22 protein-coding genes are annotated in these 25,028 nt (G+C 32.5%); 10 read left to right on the top strand and 12 right to left on the bottom strand.

Annotated features, from left to right (window positions below; translation table 11 throughout):
* Positions 1-13: 13 nt before the first annotated feature.
* From gldG to LL966_RS21850, 5 genes are all read right to left on the bottom strand, one after another.
* Positions 14-1,699: a gliding motility-associated ABC transporter substrate-binding protein GldG gene (gene gldG, locus LL966_RS21870; protein WP_229356251.1), complete on the bottom strand. Its 1,686-nt coding sequence runs from the start codon at positions 1,697-1,699 to the stop codon at positions 14-16.
* Positions 1,699-2,424 (bottom strand): gliding motility-associated ABC transporter permease subunit GldF, encoded by a 726-nt coding sequence (gene gldF, locus LL966_RS21865; protein ID WP_229356249.1) that lies wholly within the window; start codon positions 2,422-2,424, stop codon positions 1,699-1,701. Before gldF ends, gldG begins: the two co-directional genes overlap by 1 nt.
* Positions 2,425-2,524: 100 nt before the next feature.
* On the bottom strand, positions 2,525-2,821 hold the full coding sequence (locus tag LL966_RS21860; RefSeq protein WP_229356248.1) for a putative quinol monooxygenase: 297 nt from the start codon (positions 2,819-2,821) through the stop codon (positions 2,525-2,527).
* 126 nt (positions 2,822-2,947) lie between these two features.
* Positions 2,948-3,490, bottom strand: coding sequence for a hypothetical protein (locus LL966_RS21855; protein ID WP_229356246.1), 543 nt, complete (start codon positions 3,488-3,490; stop codon positions 2,948-2,950).
* Positions 3,491-3,529: 39 nt separating this feature from the next.
* The gene (locus LL966_RS21850; protein ID WP_229356362.1) at positions 3,530-4,357 is read right to left on the bottom strand and encodes an SAM hydrolase/SAM-dependent halogenase family protein; all 828 of its coding nucleotides are present in this window, start codon (positions 4,355-4,357) and stop codon (positions 3,530-3,532) included.
* A 267-nt stretch (positions 4,358-4,624) separates the two neighbouring features.
* Between LL966_RS21850 and LL966_RS21845 the strand changes: the two genes are divergently transcribed.
* The 8 genes from LL966_RS21845 to LL966_RS21810 all read left to right on the top strand — a co-directional run bounded on the left by LL966_RS21845 (position 4,625) and on the right by LL966_RS21810 (position 13,090).
* On the top strand, positions 4,625-5,575 hold the full coding sequence (locus tag LL966_RS21845; protein WP_229356245.1) for a PhoH family protein: 951 nt from the start codon (positions 4,625-4,627) through the stop codon (positions 5,573-5,575).
* 140 nt (positions 5,576-5,715) lie between these two features.
* Complete coding sequence (locus tag LL966_RS21840; protein WP_229356243.1) at positions 5,716-6,402, top strand: hypothetical protein; 687 nt, start codon at positions 5,716-5,718, stop codon at positions 6,400-6,402.
* A gap of 15 nt (positions 6,403-6,417) precedes the next feature.
* Positions 6,418-6,780, top strand: coding sequence for a DUF1801 domain-containing protein (locus LL966_RS21835; protein WP_229356240.1), 363 nt, complete (start codon positions 6,418-6,420; stop codon positions 6,778-6,780).
* Positions 6,781-6,916: 136 nt separating this feature from the next.
* On the top strand, positions 6,917-7,747 hold the full coding sequence (locus LL966_RS21830) for a Cof-type HAD-IIB family hydrolase (RefSeq protein WP_229356238.1): 831 nt from the start codon (positions 6,917-6,919) through the stop codon (positions 7,745-7,747).
* Between the two features lie 195 nt (positions 7,748-7,942).
* Complete coding sequence (locus LL966_RS21825) at positions 7,943-10,288, top strand: S9 family peptidase (protein ID WP_229356235.1); 2,346 nt, start codon at positions 7,943-7,945, stop codon at positions 10,286-10,288.
* Between the two features lie 127 nt (positions 10,289-10,415).
* On the top strand, positions 10,416-11,369 hold the full coding sequence (locus LL966_RS21820; RefSeq protein WP_229356233.1) for a phosphoribosylaminoimidazolesuccinocarboxamide synthase: 954 nt from the start codon (positions 10,416-10,418) through the stop codon (positions 11,367-11,369).
* A 31-nt stretch (positions 11,370-11,400) separates the two neighbouring features.
* Positions 11,401-12,534 (top strand): glycoside hydrolase family 26 protein, encoded by a 1,134-nt coding sequence (locus tag LL966_RS21815; RefSeq protein WP_229356231.1) that lies wholly within the window; start codon positions 11,401-11,403, stop codon positions 12,532-12,534.
* A gap of 175 nt (positions 12,535-12,709) precedes the next feature.
* Positions 12,710-13,090 (top strand): ankyrin repeat domain-containing protein, encoded by a 381-nt coding sequence (locus tag LL966_RS21810; RefSeq protein ID WP_229356229.1) that lies wholly within the window; start codon positions 12,710-12,712, stop codon positions 13,088-13,090.
* A 72-nt stretch (positions 13,091-13,162) separates the two neighbouring features.
* On the opposite strand, the gene LL966_RS21805 is transcribed toward LL966_RS21810, so the two are convergent.
* A complete protein-coding gene (locus LL966_RS21805; protein ID WP_229356227.1) occupies positions 13,163-13,699 on the bottom strand; it encodes an SRPBCC family protein in 537 nt (178 codons plus the stop codon).
* Positions 13,700-14,082: 383 nt separating this feature from the next.
* On the opposite strand from LL966_RS21805, the gene LL966_RS21800 reads away from it, so the two are divergent.
* Positions 14,083-14,463 carry an ankyrin repeat domain-containing protein gene (locus LL966_RS21800; RefSeq protein ID WP_229356225.1) on the top strand — a complete coding sequence of 127 codons (381 nt, stop codon included), beginning with the start codon at positions 14,083-14,085 and terminating at the stop codon, positions 14,461-14,463.
* A 166-nt stretch (positions 14,464-14,629) separates the two neighbouring features.
* On the opposite strand, the gene LL966_RS21795 is transcribed toward LL966_RS21800, so the two are convergent.
* From LL966_RS21795 to LL966_RS21770, 6 genes are all read right to left on the bottom strand, one after another.
* Entirely contained in the window at positions 14,630-17,728 is a 3,099-nt protein-coding gene (locus LL966_RS21795) for an efflux RND transporter permease subunit (RefSeq protein WP_229356223.1), read from the bottom strand.
* A gap of 3 nt (positions 17,729-17,731) precedes the next feature.
* Complete coding sequence (locus LL966_RS21790) at positions 17,732-18,817, bottom strand: efflux RND transporter periplasmic adaptor subunit (RefSeq protein WP_229356221.1); 1,086 nt, start codon at positions 18,815-18,817, stop codon at positions 17,732-17,734.
* Positions 18,818-18,832: 15 nt separating this feature from the next.
* Positions 18,833-20,080 carry a TolC family protein gene (locus tag LL966_RS21785; RefSeq protein ID WP_229356219.1) on the bottom strand — a complete coding sequence of 416 codons (1,248 nt, stop codon included), beginning with the start codon at positions 20,078-20,080 and terminating at the stop codon, positions 18,833-18,835.
* 84 nt (positions 20,081-20,164) lie between these two features.
* The gene (locus tag LL966_RS21780) at positions 20,165-21,526 is read right to left on the bottom strand and encodes a sensor histidine kinase (protein WP_229356217.1); all 1,362 of its coding nucleotides are present in this window, start codon (positions 21,524-21,526) and stop codon (positions 20,165-20,167) included.
* The gene (locus tag LL966_RS21775; protein ID WP_229356215.1) at positions 21,523-22,203 is read right to left on the bottom strand and encodes a response regulator transcription factor; all 681 of its coding nucleotides are present in this window, start codon (positions 22,201-22,203) and stop codon (positions 21,523-21,525) included. The genes LL966_RS21780 and LL966_RS21775 overlap by 4 nt, the downstream gene beginning before the upstream one ends.
* Before the next feature lie 64 nt (positions 22,204-22,267).
* Entirely contained in the window at positions 22,268-23,356 is a 1,089-nt protein-coding gene (locus tag LL966_RS21770; RefSeq protein ID WP_229356213.1) for a M42 family metallopeptidase, read from the bottom strand.
* A gap of 80 nt (positions 23,357-23,436) precedes the next feature.
* Between LL966_RS21770 and LL966_RS21765 the strand changes: the two genes are divergently transcribed.
* The gene (locus tag LL966_RS21765) at positions 23,437-24,120 is read left to right on the top strand and encodes a DUF4294 domain-containing protein (RefSeq protein WP_229356361.1); all 684 of its coding nucleotides are present in this window, start codon (positions 23,437-23,439) and stop codon (positions 24,118-24,120) included.
* Positions 24,121-25,028: the final 908 nt, after the last annotated feature.

The following is a 25,028-nucleotide window of genomic DNA, read 5'->3' as shown; positions in this document are numbered from 1 at the left end:
TTTTTATTAACATCTACTTGCTGTATTTTCTTTTTCTTAAAAAGGTAAAAACAAGTCCGAACACCAATAAAATTAGAATTGGAACTCCGATAGTTATGAATTGGGTCAAAGTATAGCTTTCATAAACTTTCTCTTTGTCTAATAAAGGCAGTTCAACATCTTTGCTTCTGATGTTAATAAGTCCAGTATCATCAAGCAAATAATTAATACTATTCATGATGAAGTCTTTATTGTCGTACAAATTTCCTGTTCGTTGGTCGTAACCTAATTCAACTGGCTCTAAGTTCTTGTCTAGCTGATTTCGAGCTAAATCTCCATCGGCAATTACAATCATTTTATTCGGTTTTCCTTTTGCAGTAAACGAATTGTCTTTAAAAGGTAAAACTCTATTTTCAAAAGCAGAATGAAATTCTCCTTCTAATAAAACTGCCAGTGCCTTGTTGCCTTTATTCACATATTCTTCAGGCGTTGTTTTTTCGGTTACCATGTTTAGATTTACTTCTGCTGGTGTTCCGATTATTTTAGAATATTGTGAAGATTGTAATAAAACCGTTTTCTTGATTCCGTTTTTTAAAGTGTCAATCGGGTTGGCAAAATCGAATTTAATTCCGCCCAGATTTTTTACAATCGGATGCTGGCTTGTTGGATAAACTTGCGGTGCAAATTTCCATATAAAATCCTGATATTGTGTTGCGCTTCCTTGTTCTCCAGTTGCTAATTTTATCGGACTTCCTTGCTCATCTTTTACCAAATCAGGATTGATTCTAAATCCGTATTTAAAGAACATGTCGTTCAAGTTTAAATCTCTCGGATATGCCAAAGTTGCACCTGCATCATTATACAAACTGTCCATGTCAGCCGCCGTTTGGTCTATCAGCCAAAGCGTTTTGCCTCCATTCATAATAAATTGATCTAGCACTTCTTTTTCTTCATCAGAGAATTTTTCTGTTGGTTTTGAAATAATGGCTAAATCGTATTTTTTAAGAGCATTTAGTGTTCCATTCGGATCTTTTGCAACAGAATCTAAAGTAAATGGGCCAATAAAATAGCTTTCTCTAATTTGCAAAAGCATTTTTGCAATGTAAATCTCTTTCAATTCGCCATTTCCTCTTATAATGGCAACTTTCTTTTGCTTGTTTTTTGTGATTTTATTAATCGCATCTGCAATAGAATATTCTAAATGCTGAATGGAACCCATTACTTTTTGAGTGGTTGAAGCGCCCATTCTGTTTTTCAACAAAGGCATATTAACTTCTTTGTTGTTGTAAATGGCAACCGCCCAAGGAAAAACCATTGCTTGAGATTGTTTTCCTTTATCATCAACGGTAATGTTTATTGGTGTTAAACCTTTCTGGAAAAGCGATTTTGTCAATGCGTCGCTTTCTTCTTCATTTGCTAATGGATCTACAAATTCGAAAACAATATTTTTATTATAGGCCTCAAATTCTTCTAATAATTGTTTGGTTTCTTGCTGTAAACGTCTAAAATCGGCAGGAAGATCTCCTTCCATATAAATTTTTATAGAAAGCGGATTTTCAACTTGTTTTATAATTCCTAATGAAGTTGGAGATAACGTATAGCGTTTGTCCTTCGTTAAATCAAAACGATGAAAAAATAAAGTTCCAAGTACATTTAAAACAATTAAAATGAAAATAGTAATTCCTAGCGTCTTGATATTTTGCTTTGTAGATGTTTTCATTACGCTTTAAAAGATTTTAATTGATAAACAGTAAAAGATAAAAAAGCGATGGTTGTGCTTAAAAAGTAAATTACATCTCGTGTGTCTATGACACCGCGACTTATGCTTTTAAAATGGTTCTGCATTCCTAAAACAGAAATAAAATCATTAGAACCAGGAATTAGCGAACTCAATCCTTCAAAACCAAAATAAAAGAAAAAGCAAAGAAAAACGGCAATGATAAAAGCCACAATCTGATTTTCTGAAAGGGTAGAAGTAAAGATTCCGATTGCTGAATAAGAAGCTATTAAAAACAATAATCCGAAATAAGAACCAATTGTGCTTCCCATATCAATATTTCCTTCTGGCGAACCTAAATCTGAAATTACTTTTACATAAATTAAGGTTGGAATAATTGCTAAAATAATTAACAAAAACGAACCGAAAAATTTTCCGTTTACGATTTCCCAGATTGATAAAGGCTTGGTTAAAAGAAGCTCTAAAGTTCCTTGTTTTTTTTCGTCAGAGAAACTTCTCATGGTTACTGCTGGAATCAAGAAAATTAGAATCCACGGCGCCAAAGTGAAAAACGGAGTTAAATCGGCATAACCTGAATTTAGAATATTATAATCTCCTTCAAATACCCATAAAAACAGTCCGTTGCTGATTAAAAAAATCGCAATGACCAAATAGCCGATCGGCGAGCCAAAAAAGGATTTTATTTCTCTTAGAATTATAGACTTCATGTGTTAGGTTTATTCGTTTATTTGTTTAATCGTGTAATCGTTTTTTGTTTAATCGTTGATTTGTTCTGGCCACACTGCAAACTGCCACTGCGACTGAAAACTAATTTAAACTAACCAATTTATCAACGCTCCAAGCTTCTGGTTTTGCGTTGAATAATTTCTTTGTAAAATTCCAAACGGTATTAAAAAGTTCAGAATTTCTGTAATTTTCTAAATCTTGTTCTGTTTCCCAATAACTGTAAGTGAAAAAGATGCATTTATCATTTTTATCCTGATACAATTCTAAAAAACGATTTCCTTCTGCATTTCGTATTTTTTGTTTCACAGATTCAAAATTCTCTAGAAAATCAGGAATTTTTTCTTCGTGAAAACTCATTTTTACTATTCGAACAAACATGTTATTATTTTAGAATTTAGTCCCGAAGCCTCGGGATAGATTTTAGATTTTTTGAATTGTCTAAAGTCTTACAAGTGCGCAAAAATACCAAATTTGATTGTTGTTTTTCTAAAAATTGCACTTGTTCTATAAAAAATAGTTTGCGTTTGATTGATTGGATTTTATCATAGCTTTTAATTTGAATTTTTCTTGATTTCTTTCATTCATTATAGTAATGATTTTATCATTAAAAAATTCTTTTAAGAATCCCCAGCTACTCGCATTAACTGCGCCGTTTCCATTTTTATTTAGATTTGGAAGAATGTCAAGATTGCTAATGAATTCTAAATTGTCACGAAATGTCATAAAATCTTTTCTCCAGATGATGAGACTATATGTTCCCAGAAGACATGGTTTGATTTCAGGATGACATTCCCACATATTTTTTAAATCTTCCTCAGAATAGTTATAATGATTGGTTTTAGTCATATTTCCCACTCCAAAAAAGTTGAGACTTAAAATCTGTTCAATAGTTGGTTTTTGTATATCATTATAATCTAGAAGACAAAAAGTATAATTATGAGGACTTATCGTTTTATTTGTATTTGTGCAAAGAATAATGTTGTAATTATTATTTGCATTTACGAATGTTAATAGATCACCTTGATTAATATCTTTGATTTTCGTCATTGGATTTCTTATTGAAGTGAAATGATTTATTTTTAAAAACTAAGAAAACTTAATCGTAATCACATCGCGATAATTCAGCCCTAACAAACTATTTGCAGAACCCACTTTAGAAGGATTACTTCTAAAAATGGCAATTTCTAGAAAACCAGCTTCATTAAAAATAGCCAATTTTTCTCCTTCGTACGTTTTAATCGGGTATTTATCAGAAGTGGCAATAGCCGAATAATTGGGTAAAATTGTTTTGATGCTCTTCGGCTTCATTACAATTTCATAAGGTCGTCCGCGTGAAACTTCTAAGAATTGTTTTTTAGAAATATTCGTTACGATATTTCCAAAATGGTCAATATAAATTACATATCCCTTTAAAGAGTTTCCATCACTTGCCACAATGGCTTGCAATTCGGTTGCTTCTTTAATCGCTGTAATTTCTTTTCCGATAACATTTAGTAATCCGCCTTTTGCCAAATGGGAAGCGACCTGAATAAAAATATCCAAATCGGTAGCCTCAATCGGAAAACGATCATGAATATTGATCGCCACGATTTTCTGCGGTACAATCTTCTGCGTAAGCATACTAAGAATTCCATTATCAGCACAAATAAAATAGTGGTCATTCCACTGCATAGCAATATGCTGATTCTCTTTATTGCGCTCAATATCGACTCCAATTAAGTGTACAGTTCCTTTCGGGAAGCTTAAATAAGAAGCGCCGACAATGTAACTTGCTTCGGCAGTATTAAAAGGATCAATGTCGTGAGAAATGTCAATAATCTGAACTTCTGGATTTTCAGAAAGTATTTTACCCTTCAGCGCCCCCACAAAGTGATCTTTCAAGCCGTAGTCTGTTGTAAGGGTAATTATTGACATCATTTTGTTTATAACTATTGATAGTATTTAAATCTAATTTTCATTAAATTTGAGAAATGCAAAGCTAGTAATAGTAAATACAAATTGAAAGAAAGAAAAGACAAATTGTATTTTTTACAGCATTTGTTTGTTACAAGATTCAAAAACATTGATTTAGTTTTAAAAGCAAAAAAACTGAAAAACTGCGACTGAGTACTGTGACTTTAAAAAAGACCCGACAACCTCTAAATAGTAAAAAAGGAATTATTTAATTTAAAACTACTTCATTTGAACGAAAGAATAATCGAGCTAGTAGATATCGCACCAAAAGAATTTTGGGGCGCGCAGGACAGCCATCTAGAAATCATTAAAAAGTATTACCCGAAGCTTAAAATCGTAGCGCGAGGGACAACTTTAAAAGCATTTGGCGAAAAAGACGTTTTAGATGAATTCGAAAAAAGGTTTCAAAGATTAATGCTACATTTTACGCGTTACAATAATATCGACGATAATGTCATTGAACGTGTAATAATGAGTGATGGTCAAGAAGATAAAAGAGCTTACGATCATGATAAAATCTTAGTTCATGGTGTTGGCGGTAAGATTATCAAAGCAATGACACCTAATCAGCAATTGCTGGTTGATACCATTAAGAAAAATGATATGGTCTTTGCTATTGGTCCTGCTGGAACCGGAAAAACCTATACCGGTGTTGCTATGGCGGTTAAAATGCTAAAAGATAAAGAAGTAAAAAGGATCATTCTGACGCGTCCAGCGGTAGAAGCGGGAGAAAATCTCGGATTTCTTCCTGGGGATATGAAAGAAAAATTGGATCCTTATATGCAGCCATTATATGATGCGCTGCGTGACATGCTTCCGAACGAAAAACTTGAGGATTATATTTTGAAAGGAATTATTCAGATTGCGCCACTTGCGTTTATGCGCGGACGCACGCTTGATAATGCTTTCGTAATTCTTGATGAAGCACAGAACACAACCCATTCACAAATGAAAATGTTTTTGACCCGTATGGGAAAAAACGCCAAATTTATGATTACGGGTGATCCTGGACAGGTCGATTTACCAAGAAGAACTATTTCTGGTCTTAAAGAAGCAATTTTGGTGCTGAAAGACATTGATGGAATCGGAATTATTTATCTAGATGATAAAGATATCGTGCGTCACAGGTTGGTTAAAAAGGTAATTGACGCTTATAAACAAATCGAAAATCACGATTAAGTTTAATTTATAGAAATGTTAAATGTAAATCGTGAATTGTGTTTTAACATTTATAAATATTCGTTTTGTATGTTTCCTTCGGAGAAATGCAAAACGAATATTTTTTTATTTAAATAAAAACGAATTGATTATTCTAATTAATGGAAAGTAAAATTATTTTGGTAGTGGGATTACTATTTTTTGCATTCAGATTATATGCTCAAAAAAGTGAAAGTAAAAACTCCGATAATTATATAAAGAAATTATCAGGAAAAGAAATTGTTTCAGAACTACACAGATTAAATTTTTTCAATCTCACGGACAAAAAAGATTTAAAAATTACGAATGATGATTTTGAAAAATCTTATGATGAATTAAGTTTTTTTGAAGGTCACATGAGAGATGATTTAAGTTTTACAGATAATAGATTCTATTTTATTGATTCTGAAGAATTATTTGAAGGGGGAGGATTGATTGTTTATTTAGAAAAGGTGAAAAAATCATTTGAACAATTGAATTTGAAGCTTTCAATAACTGATGAATTTCATCAGCAGACAGAAAAGCATTGGTTGCATAAAATAAAATTAAACGGAAAAGAGTATATTGCTTATGATAATGATTTTGGTGATTATGATTGGGGAATAGCTTATTTGAATTTTATTGAAATGCTAAACGATCAACTTAAAATGCAAGGAAGTAAGGAACAATTTTATCCTATTATTTCTAGCAATGATGGGAGAATAGTGCTGTTAACGGATGAGCAATTCAAATTTGTGAAAATGAATTACCCGTCTGATAATGAGCATCCAAGAGAAATTAAAGACTGGAAAAAAGGGTTCAAATTTTAAAATATTTAGAAAGTAATGACACAACTGGATGATTTCTACCTTAATCAAGAAGAACCAGTAAAAGGAGTATTTCTTGCATTAAAAGAAATCATTCTAAAACAAGATCAAGATATTACTAATACTTTAAAATACGGAATGCCTTTTTTCTCTTATAAAGGAAAAATGTTCTGCTATTTATGGATTCATAGAAAACTCAAACAACCTTATATCGGAATTGTGGAAGGAAAACATTTTGAGGAAACTTTTCTCATTCAGGAAAAACGCTCCAGAATGAAAATTATGATGTTTGATCTTGATGAAGATTTGCCTTTAGAACAAATTGAATTTGTAATTCAAAAAGCGATAAATTTATACAAATCTGGAATTGTTAAGATTTAATTATCTAAAAAACCATTATTTAACCGAATAGTTAAATAAATAATAAACTTATCCCATTTTTGACTTTCAAAGCGTTGAATCTTTGTCTAAACGAGCTTAAAACCGTAAATTTGCCTATCATTGATATTTGATAAATATGACAAAACTTAAAAATATAAAAGTTGTGGTAAGTGACCTTGATGGAACTTTACTCAACCCTCAACACAGAATTTCAGAATATACTAAATCTATCTTTCAAGAACTTCATAATCAAGGCTATCTGCTTGTTGTAGCTACAGGACGTCATCATTTGGATGCAATGGCGATTATTGAAACACTTGAAGTTCCAGTTTATTTGGTAAGCTCAAACGGAGCTAGAATCCATTCCCCAAATAAAGAACAACTTTTTGCTTTTAACTTAGATAGCGATGTGGTTAAGGCGGCTTTAAATGTCGAAATTGATCCAGCAATTACCGTAGTTTTATTTAAAGAAAATGTTTGGCAAACGAACAAATGGAATGAAAGATTAAACTCTTTTCAAGCAGAATTAAAATATCGTCCAGAATTGGTAGATTATAAAAATTTAGAAGATTTTGGAGCGATTAAAATTTTCTTTTCATGTGACGATCACGAAAAATTAGTAAAATTAAAAGATGACGTTTTAGCCAATTCTTCAGAACATTTACATCATGCTTTTAGCTTGCCAACTTGTCTAGAATTTATGGATAAATCTATAGATAAAGCAGTTGCGATCGAGCAAGTTTTAGAAAAAGAAGGTTATACTTTAGATCAAGCCGTTTCTTTTGGCGATGGATTTAATGATGTTCAAATGTTGTCGGCATCTGGAAAAGGTTTAATTATGGGAAATGCGCCAGCTATTTTAAAAGAAACTTTGCCCAATTTAGAAGTGATTAAAACAAATGCAGAAGATGGCGTAGCGAGATATATTGCAGCAAAAATATTGGATAAAGAATTCGCTACGAACTAAAATCAAAATAAAAAGTAAAGATTTAATTTTTTAAAGAATTAGAATTTTCAGCAAAAAACAGAATCCTTGGAGACTTTTCTTCAAGGATTTTTTTGTTAAGTGTGTTTAATGTGAAGAATTTCGCAAGGAAATAGTTAAAACATTTTTTTAGAAGTTTGGAGAGTGTATTTTTGTTTTATCAAAAACACATTCATTATGACAAAAAACATTTTTACCCTTGCCTTTTTATTTCTTTCGGTTTTAGGAAATGCCCAAGAATTGAAATTAGAAGAAATAATGAAAGGCGAATCTTTTATTGGAAATCAACCAACAAACGGACGCTGGTCTTTAGATGGTAAAAAGGTTTATTTTGAATGGAATCCAAAAGATGAATTAGGACCGAGCACATTTTTCTGGCAAAAAGGAATGTCAAAACCAGAAATAGTAGCACCAAAAGAAGCTGCTTTTTCAAAATTTGATTTTAAAACCAAACCTGGCTCAGATGTAGTTTATTATCTGGATAATGGAAGTTTATATTCGTATTCGATTCCATCTAAAACAACAAAAAAACTAATTCAGCAATCTTCAAGATTATCCAATTTACAATTAGGAGCTCAAGATGGAGTTTTGTTTTATGAGCAGAATGATAATATTTTTAAATACGATACCAAAGCTGGTACAATTTTACAAATCACCAATTTTAATAAGGGAACAAAAAAAGACATAAAAGCAGACACAGAATCTTTTTTAGCTGTTCAGCAAAAAGAATTATTCCAGTTTATAAGAGATAAAGAAGCAAAAAAACAATGGAATCTTGACAAAAGTAAAGCAGTCAAATCTGATTTTGCAAAACAATATTTCTATGGAAATGATCAGTTTGCGGGACTTCAGGTAAATCCGAATGGTAATTTTGCCACTTTTATTTTGGTTGAAGAACCAGAAGTTAAGAAAGAAAAAATGGAAGTTTTTATAACGGCAGATGGTTATAATCAAAGTCCAGAAACCAAAGAAAAAGTTTCGACAAAGAATTTTGTAAAAACAAAATTCGGAATTTATTCGGTAGCTAAAGATTCTGTTTATTATGTGAATTTTTCAACCTTAAGCCATATTCAAGACGCGCCAAAATATTTTGAATTATACGATAATTTAAAAAACAAAGCTAAAGAAGATAAATTGATTGTTTCTAAAGCACCAATTTATAACGAAAGTGGATCACTGGCAATTGTAGATATTAGAAGTCAGGATAATAAAGACAGATGGTTGGTAAGTTTGAATTTGGAAAAAGGTACTTTTGAAGAAATTGAACATCAGCATGATGATGCTTGGATTGCTGGGCCAGGAATTCCGTCTTACTCATTTTCTTCTGGAAATTTAGGTTTTTTAGCCGATAATGAAACTATTTATTTTCAATCTGAAGCTACAGGTTATTCGCATTTATACACTTTTAACTTAAAAACTAAAAAGAAAACGCAACTTACCAAAGGAAATTGGGAAGTAAGAGATTTGACTTTATCTAAAGACAAAAAAACGTTTTATTTAACAACAAATACGACTCATCCTGGAAATAGAGAGTTTTATAAAATTGCTGTTGCAGACGGAACTTTACAGCCAATTTTGACAAAAAATGGTGCGCATGAAGTGGTTTTATCTCCAGACGAAAAAACGCTGTTAGTTCGTTATTCGTATAAAAATATTCCATGGGATTTTTATGTTGCCGAAAATAAAAAGAATGCCGTTTTACAGCAAATTTCTTCTTCAGTTTCAGAAGATTTCAAAAAATACAAATGGAGAGAACCAGAAGTAATTACTTTTAAAGCTCAAGACGGAACGCCTGTAAATGCAAGATTATATACTTCTAAAACAGAAAATACCAATAAAGCAGCGATCATATTTGTGCACGGTGCGGGCTACCTTCAAAATGCGCATAATTTCTGGAGCAATTACTACAGAGAATATATGTTTCATAATTTGTTGACCGATTTAGGATATACTGTTTTAGACATTGATTATAGAGGAAGTGACGGGTACGGACGTGATTTTAGAACTGGAATTTACCGTTTTATGGGAGGAAAGGATTTATCTGATCACCTTGATGGCAAAAAATATTTGGTTGAAAAATATGGTATTGATGCCAATAGAGTAGGAATTTATGGAGGTTCGTACGGAGGTTTTATAACTTTGATGGGAATGCTGACTGCTCCAGGCGAATTTAAATCGGGTGCGGCTTTGCGTTCTGTGACGGATTGGGCACATTACAATCACGGATATACAGGTAATATTTTAAATTTTCCAGAAACAGATCCAGAAGCTTACAAAAAAAGCTCACCAATTTATTTTGCCGATAATTTAAAAGGAAATCTGGTAATGCTTCACGGAATGGTTGATGATAATGTGGAATACAAAGATATTGTACGTTTGTCTCAGCGTTTTATAGAATTGCAAAAAAAGAACTGGAGTTTAGCATCATTTCCAGTTGAAGCCCACGGTTTTAAAGAGACCTATTCATGGATAGATGAATACAGCAGAATTTTGAATTTATTTAATGAGACACTTTTGAAATAATTGTTTTTAGTCGCAGTTTTCAGTCACAATATTAAAACTGAAAACTGTGACTGAAAACTGAATACTTTCTTGCTTGCTCTTTTAAATAGTTTTAAATTTGCATGCATAAAAAAACAACACAACAAAAATGAGCAATACAATCACAACTACAAATTTTAATTTCCCGAATCAGAAATCAGTTTACCGCGGAAAAGTTAGAGAAGTTTATAATATCAACGATGAGCTTTTGGTAATGGTGGCAACCGATAGACTTTCGGCTTTTGATGTGGTTTTGCCAAAAGGAATTCCTTACAAAGGACAAATCTTAAATCAGATTGCAACTAAGTTTATGGAATTAACAGAAGATATTGTTCCAAACTGGTTAATTGCAACTCCTGATCCAAATGTTGCTGTTGGACATTTATGTGAGCCTTTTAAAGTAGAAATGGTAATTCGTGGATATTTATCAGGACATGCAGCTCGTGAATATGCAGCGGGTAGAAAACAAATCTGCGGTGTTGCTATGGCAGAAGGTTTAAAAGAAAATGATAAATTTCCAGAACCAATTATTACGCCAACTACAAAAGCAGATAACGGTTCTCATGATGAAGATATTTCTCGTGAAGACATTTTAGCAAAAGGAATTGTTTCTGAAGAAGATTATTTAGTTTTAGAAAGATATACTCGCGCTTTGTTTCAAAGAGGAACTGAAATTGCAGCTTCTCGCGGATTAATTTTAGTAGATACAAAATACGAATTCGGAAAAACGAAAGACGGAGTTATTGTTTTAATTGATGAAATTCATACACCAGATTCATCCCGTTATTTTTATGCAGACGGATATGCTGAAAGACAAGAAAAAGGAGAAGAACAAAAGCAATTATCTAAAGAATTTGTTCGCCGTTGGTTGATTGAAAATGGTTTTCAAGGACAGGAAGGACAGCAGATTCCAGATATGTCAGACGAATATATTGCCTCTGTTTCTGAAAGATACATCGAATTGTACGAGAATATTTTAGGAGAAAAATTCGTGAAAGCTGATATTGACAATATAGATCAACGTATTGAAAAAAATGTATTAGAATACCTTTCTTCAAAATAGTAATTTCGGGTTTAAACTAACTATTTAAACCATGAATGATAAAATTAGAAATGCCCTGCTATTTGTATGTCTTACAGCAGGGCATTTTCTTTTGGCACAAATTGATAAGAAAGCGACAAAAGAAACCAAAAATCTTTTTCAAAATTTAAAAACAATTTCGCAAAAACATATTCTTTTCGGACATCAGCATGCGCTTGAATATGGGCACGGCTGGAGTAATGAACTCAATCGATCTGATGTAAAATCGGTAACGGGTTCTCATCCTGCAGTTGTTGGAATAGATTTTAGTGATTTTTCAGGACGATCTAAAGAACAGCTTGAAAAGACCAAAGCAATTTTAAGGAAAAATGTAATTGAAACTTATGAAAGAGGCGGTATTACAACTGTTTCATGGCATTTTAATAATCCTGCTTCTGATGGCGGGTTTTATTGGAAAGACGGAATTTCTAAAGCTTCAATGTCTTTAATAAAACCCGGCGGTTCGCATCACGAAGAATACAAAGAGATTTTGAAAACAATTGCCAATTTCGCGCATTCGGTAAAAGCTAAAGACGGAAAACTTTCTCCAATGATTTTTAGACCTTTTCATGAGTTTGATGGTGATTGGTTTTGGTGGGGAAAATCACAAACTTCTAGTGAAGATTTTATTGCAGTTTGGCAATTTACTGTTTCATATCTCAAAGATACTTTAGGAGTTCATAATTTTATTTATGCTTTTTCTCCTGACAATCGATTTAATTCTGAAGAAGAATACTTGGAACGTTATCCTGGTGATGATTTTGTTGATCTGTTAGGAATGGACGATTATGGCGATTTTGGCCGTGACGGCAAATATGATTTAGAAGCAGGATTAAAAAAACTGAAAATCTTTTCTGATTTGGCTATTAGAAAGAAAAAATTGGCCGCATTTACAGAAACTGGTTTAGAGTCGATTCCTAATGAAAAATGGTGGACAGAGGTTTTACTTAAAACTTTAAAATCAGAAAATTTGCAATTGGCTTATGTGTTGGTTTGGCGAAATGACGTTACAAGCACAACGCATTATTACGCGCCTTATCCCGGTCAGAAAAGTGAAAAGGATTTTATCAAATTTTATGATGATCCTTTTACTTTGTTTGAAAAGGATTTACAAAATATTTATGATACAAAATTCAATTTGAAATAGTATAAATTTCAACAAAAAGTAAAGCGCGATTCAATTATTTGGATCGCGTTTTTCTTGATAGATAACAATTTTAAAAAAAAATATAAATTTTTTCATTTTTAGTGCAACGTTTTGCCTTTGTATGCGTCTATATAATAAATCATCACAATCATCAATCAATTAAAAACAATCAATCATGAAAAAAACAGTAATCGTTTTAGCAACTGCTTTGTTGCTATTTGTAAATTCCGTAACAGCTTCAAATCAAAAGCTTAGAGTTAAAAATCAAACTGAAATTTCTACTTATTTATCATCTCCCTTGCATGTAGCAATATGTAAAGGCGATGTGGAAAGCGTGAGAAAAATTATCGAGTATGGCGCAGATGTAAATAAAATTATAAGAAATATGACGCCGTTGATGCTCGCAGCTCGTTATAATCATGTCGAAATTGTTAAAGTTTTATTGGCAAAAGGAGCTTTGCCTTCAATTGAAAATGAACATGGATTAAGAGCTTTAGATTACGCGAGATATGCTAAGTCAGAAGAGTCTGTAGCATTATTAAAAGGGTTGAAATAGAACCTTTTTTGACTCAAAAGAAAAGCCTCATTTATCAATTCATGAGGCTTTTCTTTTAAATTTATTAGACTTTTATTCCATTTTGTCTTTAAGATTTTCGAGACCTTTTTGCAAATCGTTTCCAATCATTTGGTCCATTTTAAGCATCGGTAGCATAATGTTTGTCGGGTAAGGAATAACGCCGCTGATTCCCCATTTTACTTTAGTTTGATTTCCTCCTAAAGCTTTCGTAGACATAAAACCTATAGCAGTATCTTCCATTGGTTTTTTAAATCGAAGAGCAAAATCAATACGTCTGTTTTCTGTTATTTTAGTAATTTCCTGTTCGCCAACGCCAACTTCTTTTACGTTGCTTTCCCAAGAAGAAAGTGAACCAACTTGGCCTTCAGTACCTTTATAATTTACTTTCATTTTAGGATCTGTGTTGGCCCAGACACTAAATTCATTCTGATTTTTTAATGACCTTACATAATTAAAAACAGTATCTACAGGTTTGTTAATTGTGATTTCTCTTTCTACGGCATATTCTTTCGGCATAAAATAAGCCACTATAAGAACAATTGAGATAATTAAAATTAGGACGACAAGAATTCTTTTGATAATGATCATAACGTTATGGTTTTATGGTTACTACTTCGTTGATTTCTTTATATAAAAACAACTATGCTGTTAGATTCTGTATCTCTTTCTAATCGGAATGTCTAGTAAAGTTAAATAAATAAAGAACTGTTTTTTAGCTGATAATAAAAAAAAGAGCATTATTCTGTAATTTTTTTTCCGTCTTAAGTGTAACATTTTCGGTTTAGTTGCGTCTATTAGTAGGAAACCAATCAATTTGGTAACGTTGGGCTCTTATTATTATCGTTTTATTAAGCAAATGTTAAGTATTAGTTAAAACATGGTACTTTGTATTGCATAATACGATTTAATAATTACCTTTGAATAGAAATTAAAATCATCATTAATCAATCATTTAACAACAATCAATCATTATGAAAAAATCAGTTATTTATTTAGGAGTAGCCTTATTATCATTAGGAAATGTAGCAATGGCTTCAAACGGAACTTCATCTTTTAAAAATAAAGTAGAACGTACTAAAAATTTTGCGACACCTTTAACAGTGGCAATCAGCAAAGGAGATCTTGAAACAGTAAAGAAATTTATTGAATACGGAGCAGATGTAAACCAAATGTCTGAAGATCTTTCACCATTAATGACTGCTGCACGTTACAATAAAGTTGAGATCATTAAAGTGTTACTAGCAAGTGGAGCACGTGCTAATGAGAAAAATGACAAAGGATTTACTGCATTAAAATACGCAGAATTATCAAATGCTACAGAGGCAATTGCAATTTTGAAGGATTTGAAATAATCAGTTTAAGACTTTGAGTTAGTGGACAAATGACCTTTCTGAGCAAAAGGTCATTTTTTTTTTGTTTTTAATTCATTCTTAAAATAAAAAAGCACCATTACAAGAATGATGCTTTTCCTTTTTTAAACCCAACAATTGATTTAAAAAAATCTAAAAAAATAAACTATTATTCGATTGGTATATGTTTTTTACGATTGAATACCCAAAATAGAATTGGGAATACCAATAATGTCAAAACGGTAGCTGTTATTAAACCTCCGATAATTACTATTGCAAGAGGTTTTTGAGATTCTGAACCAATTCCTGTTGAAATTGCTGCAGGCATTAATCCTATCGAAGCCATTAAAGCAGTCATTACCACAGCTCGGGTCCTTGCTTTTACTCCCATAAATATGGATTCTTCGAGCGTAAACTTGGCCTTCAAATTATGATGGAATTCGGATATTAGAATTACACCATTTTGAATACAAATTCCTAAAAGCGCTATAAATCCAACTCCAGCCGAAATTCCGAAGTTCATTCCAGTAAGATGTAAGGCGATAATTCCACCTATTATAGCAAAAGGAACATTGGCTAGAACCAAAAGCGAATCTTTAAAATTTCCGAATAAAATAAATAAGAGAACAAAAATTCCAATTAAACTGATCGGCACCACTTGCGCCAAACGCGCACTCGCACGAACTTGGTTTTCAAATTCGCCTGTCCAACCAGTTGTGTAACCGGCAGGAAGTTTTAATTTATTTACTTTTTGCTGTGCCTCTGCAATGGTACTTCCTAAATCTCGGTCACGAACAGAGAATTTTACTCCAATAAATCGTTTGGTATTATCTCTGTAGATGAATGCTGGTCCAGTAATTGTTTTAATGTCGCAGATTTCTTTCAAAGGAATTTTTACACCGCTAATTGTTGGCACTTTTATTTCTTCCAAATCTTTTTCATCTTTTCTATATTCTTTAGAAAAACGAACACGAACATCAAATTTCTTTTCATCTTCATATTTTTCAGTTGCCGTTTTTCCTCCAAAAGCCAATTCTAGAACCGCTTGTGCATCACTTAATGTTACACCGTAAGCGGCCATTTTTTCACGATCTAAGATTACACTTATTTCTGGCTGACCTACATTTCGAAGAATTCCCGCATCTTTTATACCTGGAATATCTTTAATTTGTGCTAAAACTTCATTGGCAAGCTGATCCAGTTTATTCAAATCATCTCCATAAATTTTCACAGCATTAGAAGCTTTAAATCCAGCAACAGATTCTGCAACGTTATCAATTACAGGTTGCGAATAATTATACGTAATTCCTTGATGAACTTTCAATTTATTATCCATTTCGTTGATTAATTCATCCATCGAAATTTTACGTTTCCATTCTGCTTTTGGCAATAAATCAACCTGAAGCTGAATAAATCCAAAACCGTTTGGATCGGTTCCGTCGTTACTACGGCCAGTTTGTGATAAAACTTTTTTCACCTCAGGAAAAGATTCTAAGTCTTTTCTAATCATCGCTGCTGTCTTAACACTTTCAGGAAGCGAAGTACTCATTGGTAGTTCGGCTGTAACCCAAAGGGCACCTTCATTTAATTGAGGTAAAAATTCTGTTCCTAAGAAGCCAGCAGAAAAGAACACTGTTGCCAATAATCCTGTAGAGGCGATCAATGTTTGAACTTTGTGTTTAAAGGTCCAAGCAAATCCTTTAGAAACAATTCTGTCCCAGAAATTCACAAACGGATTATGCTTTTCTTTTACATTTTTGTTTAATAAAATATGAGAAAGAACTGGAACCAAAGTCAAGGTAAAAATTAATGCTCCAAGCAATGCAAAACCTAATGTAAAGGCTAGGGGAGAGAACATTTTTCCTTCTACTTTCTGGAAAGAGAAAATAGGAAGTAAAGCTGTTATAATAATCAATTTTGAGAAAAAGATGGCTTTACCCATTTCAGTTCCTGTTTTCTTGATCAGGCTTCCCTTGGCAATTTTATTAAATTTTTCCATTCCTAACTGATGCGCTCTATGATCTAAGACGACAAATAAACCTTCGACCATTACGACGGCACCATCAATGATAATTCCGAAATCGACTGCACCTAAACTCAATAAGTTGGCACTCATCCCCATCATTTTCAAACATAAAAAGGCAAATAATAGAGAAAGCGGAATTACAATTGATACCGTGAAAGTGGTTCGCCAATCTGCCATAAAAAGGAATACGACAACCGTAACCAGAATAATACCTTCAAATAAATTGTGCATTACGGTTTCGGTCGTGAAATTCATCAAATTATCACGATCGTAAAAAGTCTCTATTTTAATATCTTTCGGAAGAACATTATCGTTAAGATCTTTAATTTTAGCTTTAATTAAAGCCAAAGTTTCCTGCGGATTTTCTCCTTTTCGCATTACGACAATTCCTTCTACGGCATCGTCATTATTTCCTAAACCAGTTTGTCCAACTCTTGGCATGGAACTTTCGTAAACTTCTGCTAGATTCTTAACCAAAATTGGATTTCCTGCAGCATCGTCTACGATAATATTTCCAATATCTTCTTTAGATTGTAATAAACCGACACCACGAACCACAAAAGCTTGTCCGTTTTTTTCAATAACATCACCACCAACATTTATATTTCCAGCATTTACGGCATTGTAAACTTGCAAAGGCGTAATATTGTATTTGGCTAATTTTATAGGATCAACTCCAATTTCATACGTTTTAGTCTGACCTCCAAAAACATTTAAATCTGCAACACCTGGAAGCGAGCGCAATTGTTTGTCGATAACCCAGTTTTGATACGTCAGTAATTCTCTACTGTCTCTGCTGTCACTTTTTACAATATACCTAAAAATCTCGCCTGTTGGCCCATAAGGCGGCTGAACATCTGGTTCTACATCATCGGGAAGTGAAACATTTTTAAGTAAATTGTTTACCTGAAAACGTGCAAAAGTATCATCAACGCCATCATCAAAAATGATTTTGATAACCGATAAACCGAACATGGTAATGCTTCGAACACTTGTTTTTTTCTGAACAGAGTTCATCGAAATTTCAATAGGAGACGTTACGAAACGTTCTACTTCTTCGGCACTTTTTCCGTTCCACTGCGTGATAATAATGATTTGTGTATTAGTAACGTCTGGAAAAGCATCAATAGGCATATTCTTGAAAGAAATAAATCCTGCAACAGCCAATAACCCGACCCAAAAGAAGGTAAATGCTTTATTCTTAAGAGAAAAAGCAATAATATTTTTTATGAATTTGTTCATGTCTTAATTATTTAAAGCACCATAAATAAATAGCTGATTGTTTGTGATCACTTTCTCGTTTTCTTTTAACCCGCTTGAGATATAAGTGGTGTCGCCAACTACTCTGTATACTTCAACTTGTCTGGTTTCTATGTTGTTACGATCTTTAAAAACAACAACAAAATTTTTGCTTTTGTCAAATACAATCGCTTTACTTGGCACGGCTATCATGGATTGGTTTTCATTAAAAGACAATTTAATATTCGCATTCATATCAGGCTTAAGCATATAATCTGGATTGTTTAATTTAATTCTTGCCTGCATTGCTTTTGTTTCAGGATCAATTACATTGTAGATTTTATCAACTTTACCATTAAAAATTTTGTCAGGATAACTTAAAGTTGTCACGGCTGCATTGGTTCCTAATTTTACTTTATTAATATCAATTTCATTAATATTTGCCATTGCCCAAACCTCGCTGATTTCTGCGATGTCGAAGATGTTTTCAGAACGGTCATTACGCAAAAGCATGTCTTGGTTGATACTTTTTTGAATAATGAAACCGCTTATTGGAGCTGTTACTTCATAAATAGATCCCGCTTTAATATTGTAGATTTTGTAGGTTTCCTGAATTTTACTCAATTGAGATTGCGCTTTATTAACTTCAGATTTTGCTTGAAGAACATCACTTTCAGAATTTAATTTTCCGTCAAATAATTCTTGGGCAACTTTCAAATTATTTTTGGCTACCAACAAATCACTTTTAGCATCAATAGATTGTTTTTCAAAATCAGCAACATCCGTACTTTTTATTGTGGCTAGAACTTGTCCTTTTTTGACATAATCTCCAAGTTCAACATTTACTTTCATTACATTTCCGCCAACTAGAGGATAAACGTCAATCATTTTATTATTGTCTGCCGTAATTTTTCCGTAGAAACTAAGTTCGTTTTTTAGCGGCTGAGTTTGCGCTTCAGTGGTAGTAGTAGTTTTAAGCATAGCATCACTTAAAACAAATGAAGTATTTGTTTCTGGATTTTCAACTTCTTTTTTGCAGCTTGCCAGAGATAGACTTACAATTGCGATTCCGATTAATAATGTATGTTTCATTTCTTTACTATTTTTTTAAAATAAATCTTTATTGATTGTGCTATTTAATTCCTCGCCAGCTATTACTACTTTTTTCTTTAGTTCATTTAATTGAATTATAGCTTGATTATAACTTTCCATGAAATCGGTAAATTCTAGAAGGCTGACATTTCGTTTTTGAAAGTTGGTCAGCATTCCGTTGTAAACAGCTTCAAAATCAGAATTTACAGTAGGTTTTATAACAGAATAATTTTGTCTTGATTCATCCCATTTTGTCCAAGCAGAAGTAATTTCTGTTTGTAGCTGTAATTCAAAATTTTGTTTTTCGATTTTCGACTGCTCTAAAATGGTTTGAGCATATTTGATATTACCTTTATTTTTATTCCAAAGAGGAAGCGGAATAGCAACATTGACATTTGCTTCTCTATTAAAAGCTCCGCTGCGTTGATCATAATTTGCTCCTACAGTTATGTCTGGAACAGAAAGAGATTTTTGCCATCTCACATTCAGTTCGTTAGCGTCAATTTCTTTTTGTTTAGCCAAATAATCTGGTCGATTTGCAATTGCTTGTTCTTCAAAACTTTTAAGATCAAATTCAATTGGTTTTAGATATTTATTCGAATCATCTTTGGCAACTATTGGAACTACATTTTGAGTTTCATTCATCAATAGTTTTAAATTCGCTTGCTCATCGATATTGTCATTTATAACTTCTAATCTTTCGTTTTTAAAATTAAGATACAAGGATTGCAGACGGACCACATCTTTAAGAGGAATGTTTCCTTTTTGTGCCTGAACAGAATACGAATTAATTAGGTTTTCAATATGAGCGAGCTGTTTGTCGGTGTTTTCGAGATTTTTGGAGTTGTAATAAACAGTATAAAAACTTTTGCGCAATTGAAGTTTTAGTGTGCGGAGTAAATCATTAAACTGAAACTCAGCCAATTTCTCATTTGCTTGAGCTAACTTTACTTCATTTCTTTTTTTTCCGCCAAGATAAATAAGCTGTTCGATTGCAAAGACTTTCTGGCCCTCTTTACCTATATCAAAATACTTATCTCTTTCAGGATTATAGGCATTTAATTCTGCCGAAATTGTAGGGTTATCCCAGATACGAGCTTGAATAGTTAGCGCTCTCGAGGCATCGATATTATATTGAGATGCTAGTAAAAATAGATTCTTTTTTAAAAATTGAGTTTCACAGTCTTGAAGAGTAACTGTTTTTTGAGCTATTGCAGCTTGATTGAGAAGTGCAAATAACAGCAGTGCGAATAACTTTTTCATTGTATCATCTTTAATTTGTACAAATATGCTATCAACAGGCTTTAAGAGACCTTAAAATCTACCTTAAAAATAGCTTAAAAAAGCTTACAAATTGAAAAATAACTGAAACAAATTCGTGTTAGTGGTTGGTATTGAGTATTTTATGTTTACTTTGTGCAAAGTCAGTATTCTGTGTACAATTCTTAAACCAAGTCCAAATCCGGCAGTTCCTTTAGAATTTTGTCCGCGCATAAAAGGCTGAAAAAGATTTTTTTGTTCTTCTTCATTTAATGTGTTTCCAGTATTCGAAACCGATACAATCAAGTGATAGTGATCGGTGCTAATAGTTACTTTGGCTTGTTTATTGTCTGAGTAAATACAAGCATTTTTTAAGACATTTGTTAAAGCAATTTCTAATAAATTTTTGTTTCCTTGAATCTCCAAAGCGGTGTCAAGATTGTCACTGTCCTCAATTTCAAAAAGGATGATGAAGTCTGGAAAGGTTTTATTTATCTTTTCAATCGAAGAAAATAAAATTTCATCAATTCGCAGTGTTTCATGAATTTCAGTTCTTTTATTATCAATTTTAGAAAGGATAAGAAGAGAATGGATCAATTCGCTTAAATGATTGACATCTCCTAATATTCCATTTAAGAAAGATTTATTTTTTGGTTGAATATCAGGATCAGAAACAGCGTTTTCAATTTGCGAAGTCATTCTCGAAAGCGGAGTTCTTAACTCGTGAGAAGCGTGAGCTGTAAATTCCTTTTGCTTTTGATACGAAATTTCAATTCGATCCATCATAAAATTAAACTCATCTGCGATCAGATCAATTTCATTTTTACTGCTTTTGGATTCAATTCTCGTATCTAAATTATTTTCGTTTATGTTTTTTATTTTTTGATGAAAGTCATTAAGCGGATTCATCAATTTTCTAACAGTAAATGAAGTAATAACCCAGCATAAACAAGTGAAAAAGATGTAAGATACAATTAAAGTGTAACGTAAAAAAAGCAGTTTCTTTTTGCCATAATCATCTGTTGCCGATATTAAAGCATAAAAATCTTTATCATTTGTATCATAAAAAACACCATAGACTTCGTAATCTCCCTGCTGTTTAAAAAACGTTTTGTTTTTCTTTAAGTATTTTAAATCATCTACAGACCAGTTGATTTTAGCATCGTCTATACTGCTGTAAATGAGTTTGTAATTAGAATCGAAAACCAATGTCTTCTCATCATATAATTTATTAATCGAATTTTGGTCAATAATTTTTAAAAGCTGGTTATCAACCTGTTTGACATTTACTAAAAGCTTTATGTTAGATAATGCTTTGATTTCTAAACGATCTCGAAATTCTTCTTTTCGATAATTAGAATATAGAATGAATATCACAGTAGATGCCAAACCAAAAAGTATGGTGAACAGCAAACTTACTAAAAGTGATATTCGATTTTTTAATGTCATTCCAGATCGCTTAAATAATATCCGTAACCCACTTTGGTACGAATAAGTTTGGTTTCATGATCTTTATCTATTTTTTTCCTCAAAAAATTAATATAAACCTCAATTGTATTCTGATTGGTTTCGATGTGGTAATCCCAAAGTTTTTCGGCAATAAATTGTTTAGACAATACTTTTCCTTTTGCATGTGCAAGAATAAGAATCAATTTGAATTCTTTTGGGGTAAGTTTAATTTCTTCCCCAGATCTAAAAACTTTCATTTCTTCTTCAAAAATCTCTAAATCTTTGATAATTATCTTATTTTCAATTTGCTGCGGCACTTCTTTTCTTCTCAGTAGCGATTGCACTCGAGCATATAGTTCATCAAAATGAAATGGTTTAACCAAATAATCGTCTGCGCCGCTGTCAAAAGATGATAATTTATCTTCAATTTCACTAAAAGCGGTCAGCATAATAATTGGCGTCTTTTTATCGATTTCTCGAATGCCTTTGCAAACTTCAATTCCGTTTATTCCAGGAACATTTATATCAAGAATGATGATGTCATAATCATATGGAAAATATTTTTTTAGCAAAAAAGTTCCGTCATAATAAGGAATACACTCGAATTCCTTAGCAACAAAGAATGCTGAGATTTCTTTAGATAAAGTAAAATCGTCTTCGAGTAGTAATATTTTCATGTTAGTTTTATTTGTAAATCTGGTCCAAATAAAATTCAAACCAGATTTACACTAAAGATATGTTTTATTTGAAATAAGAAAAAGTCTCGTTGTTTTCAATTTTTAGCAAAGATTCATAAATAAGCTGAATTACATTTTCCACATCATCTCTATGAACCATTTCAACAGTCGTATGCATATAACGCAAAGGAAGAGAAATCAATGCCGATGGTACTCCGCCATTACTATAAGCAAAAGCATCTGTATCTGTACCCGTTGCACGAGAAGTTGCATGTCTTTGAAAAGGAATTTTATTCTCTTCTGCAGTATTTACGATTAAATCGCGTAATTTATTTTGAATAGCCGGAGAATAACCAATAACAGGACCTTTCCCCATTTTAAGGTCACCTTCAACCTTTTTATCAATCATTGGAGTAGTGGTATCGTGGCAAACGTCGGTCACAATAGCAACATTTGGCTTAATTCTGTGCGCAATCATTTCGGCACCTCGAAGACCAATTTCTTCCTGAACAGAATTTACTATGTATAAACCAAAAGGAAGCTCTATATTGTTTTCTTTCAATAATCGAGCAACTTCAGCAATCATAAAACCGCCCATTCTATTATCAATAGCGCGACAAACAAATTTATTCTCATTCAAAATCATAAATTCATCTGGATACGTAATCACACATCCGACATGAACACCCAATGCTTCAACTTGCTCTTTATTCTCGCAGCCCAAATCAATAAAGATATTGCTCAATTTCGGAATTTCTTCCTTATCGCGCAAACGAGTATGAATGGCAGGCCATCCAAAAACACCTTTTACAATTCCGTTTTTAGTATGTATGTTTACTCTTTTAGAAGGGGCAATTTGATGGTCAGATCCGCCATTTCGAATCACATAGATTAAACCATCTTCGGTAATATAATTGACATACCATGAAATTTCATCAGCATGGCCTTCAATCACAACTTTATAAGGAGCATCAGGATTTATAACTCCAACTGCAGTTCCGTAAGTATCGGTAATAAAAGTGTCAACATAAGGTTCCAAATAATTCATCCAAAGTTTTTGTCCTTCGCTTTCGTAACCAGTCGGAGAGGCATTATTTAGATAGCTTTCCAAGAAAGCTACAGAAGTATCTTTTAAAATAGATTTCGTGCTCATAAAATATTTTTTTGCTAAAATATAAATTTGGTATTAGAGTTGTGTATAAATATATAATTTTACATTTAAATTATGATTCGATGAGATTAACCAGCTTTATTTTATTTATATTATTTGTTTCCTTTTCATGTCGTGCCCAGATTACTCCAAAAGAGAATGAACAGATGGGATATATACTAACGGAAAAAGATTCTATTTTAAATGACACTATTCAGTTGCCTGAAATAATTATTTCTAAAGAAAAAAAATTAAGTGCAGAAGAATTGAAGCAGTTTCAAATTCTTCAAAATAGAGTTTATAAAGTGTATCCGTATGCAAAATTGGCTTCAGAAAGATTAACGGCTTTAAATAACGGAATGGCTCGTTTAAAAACTAGAAGCGAGAAAAAGAAGTATTTTAAAATTGTAGAAGACTATCTTAATAACGAATTTGAGGAAAGACTTAAAAAGCTTTCAAGAAAGCAAGGACAAATATTGGTTAAACTGATTCATCGCCAAACAGGAATCACCACCTATGAATTAATTAAAACATTAAAAAGCGGATTCAAAGCTTTTGTTTCTAATACCACGGCAAACTTGTTTGATATTAGTTTAAAGACAGAATACAAACCTTACGATGTAAACGAAGATTATTTAATAGAAACAATTTTACTCCGTGCATTTGAATCTGGTCGATTGGTAAATCAAAAACCAGCTACTCCTATTGATTATGATGATTTGTCTCTTAAGTGGCAACAAAGAGCGCAAGAGTTAAATAAGAAATAATTCTCCTTAATATATAATGTATACGACCAGACAGTTTATCAAAACCTGTCGGGTTTGTTTTTTCTACATATAATAGGTAAGCTGAAATTCTGCTATACTAATATGAAAATGTTTTTTCATGCTGAAGAACGGTTAAATTTTGGAATTTGGGATTTAAAGGATTTGAAATTGTGTTTTTGTTTAAGGAGCTGTTTCCCGCTATCCGCTGCAATCTTTTTGCGGCGAACCCCGCCTCAAAAAGGATTTCCGCTTCTATCGGGGCTAGGGGATCGGTTTTTCAAAGGAAGTTTCGAAAAAATAGAATCGAGAGACAGCATAATAAAAGTGAAAAACGGCCATAAACAGCGAAAACTCTGCAAAAAGAATATTCAAAAAAAGCGCTAAAGGCGGAATACTGCATGCTGATTTAAGAAAAGACTTATAGAAAACGAAAAAATCTTCATCTGTAAACAATGCATTGCCAGCGTGTTAAGAAATAAGGCTTAAAAACATGGAAAAAATATAAAAAAAAGGCTTGCAGATGTAAATAAAGGTGCTACTTTTGCACCCGCAACAGCGAAGGCGTTCATCGAAATACTGGCAGGAAGGAAGAGTCGCTACTGAGAAAAAAATCAGAAAAAAAGATTCGAAAAAGCTTGCGAGATTTGAAAATGCTTTTTACATTTGCACCCCGCAAAACACGGAAGCTCTTTGAGAAACTGGGAAGGAAGATTTGGAAAATGAGGCGAAAAAAAAGTTTCAAAAAATTTCAAGTTTTTCTTGCAGGAAACAAAAAGAAGTTTTAGTTTTGCACCCGCTTTGAAACACAGGCGAAGACAAAAAGAAATACACGTTCGTAGACATATTGAATTGACAGCCGTTCCGATGCAAATCGGAACAGAAAAAATAAGAGTAATGGAATCGAGAGA

It is taken from the genome of Flavobacterium chungbukense (genome assembly GCF_020805785.1).
Taxonomy (GTDB): domain Bacteria; phylum Bacteroidota; class Bacteroidia; order Flavobacteriales; family Flavobacteriaceae; genus Flavobacterium; species Flavobacterium chungbukense.
This window is presented reverse-complemented; position numbering and strand designations above follow the sequence as displayed.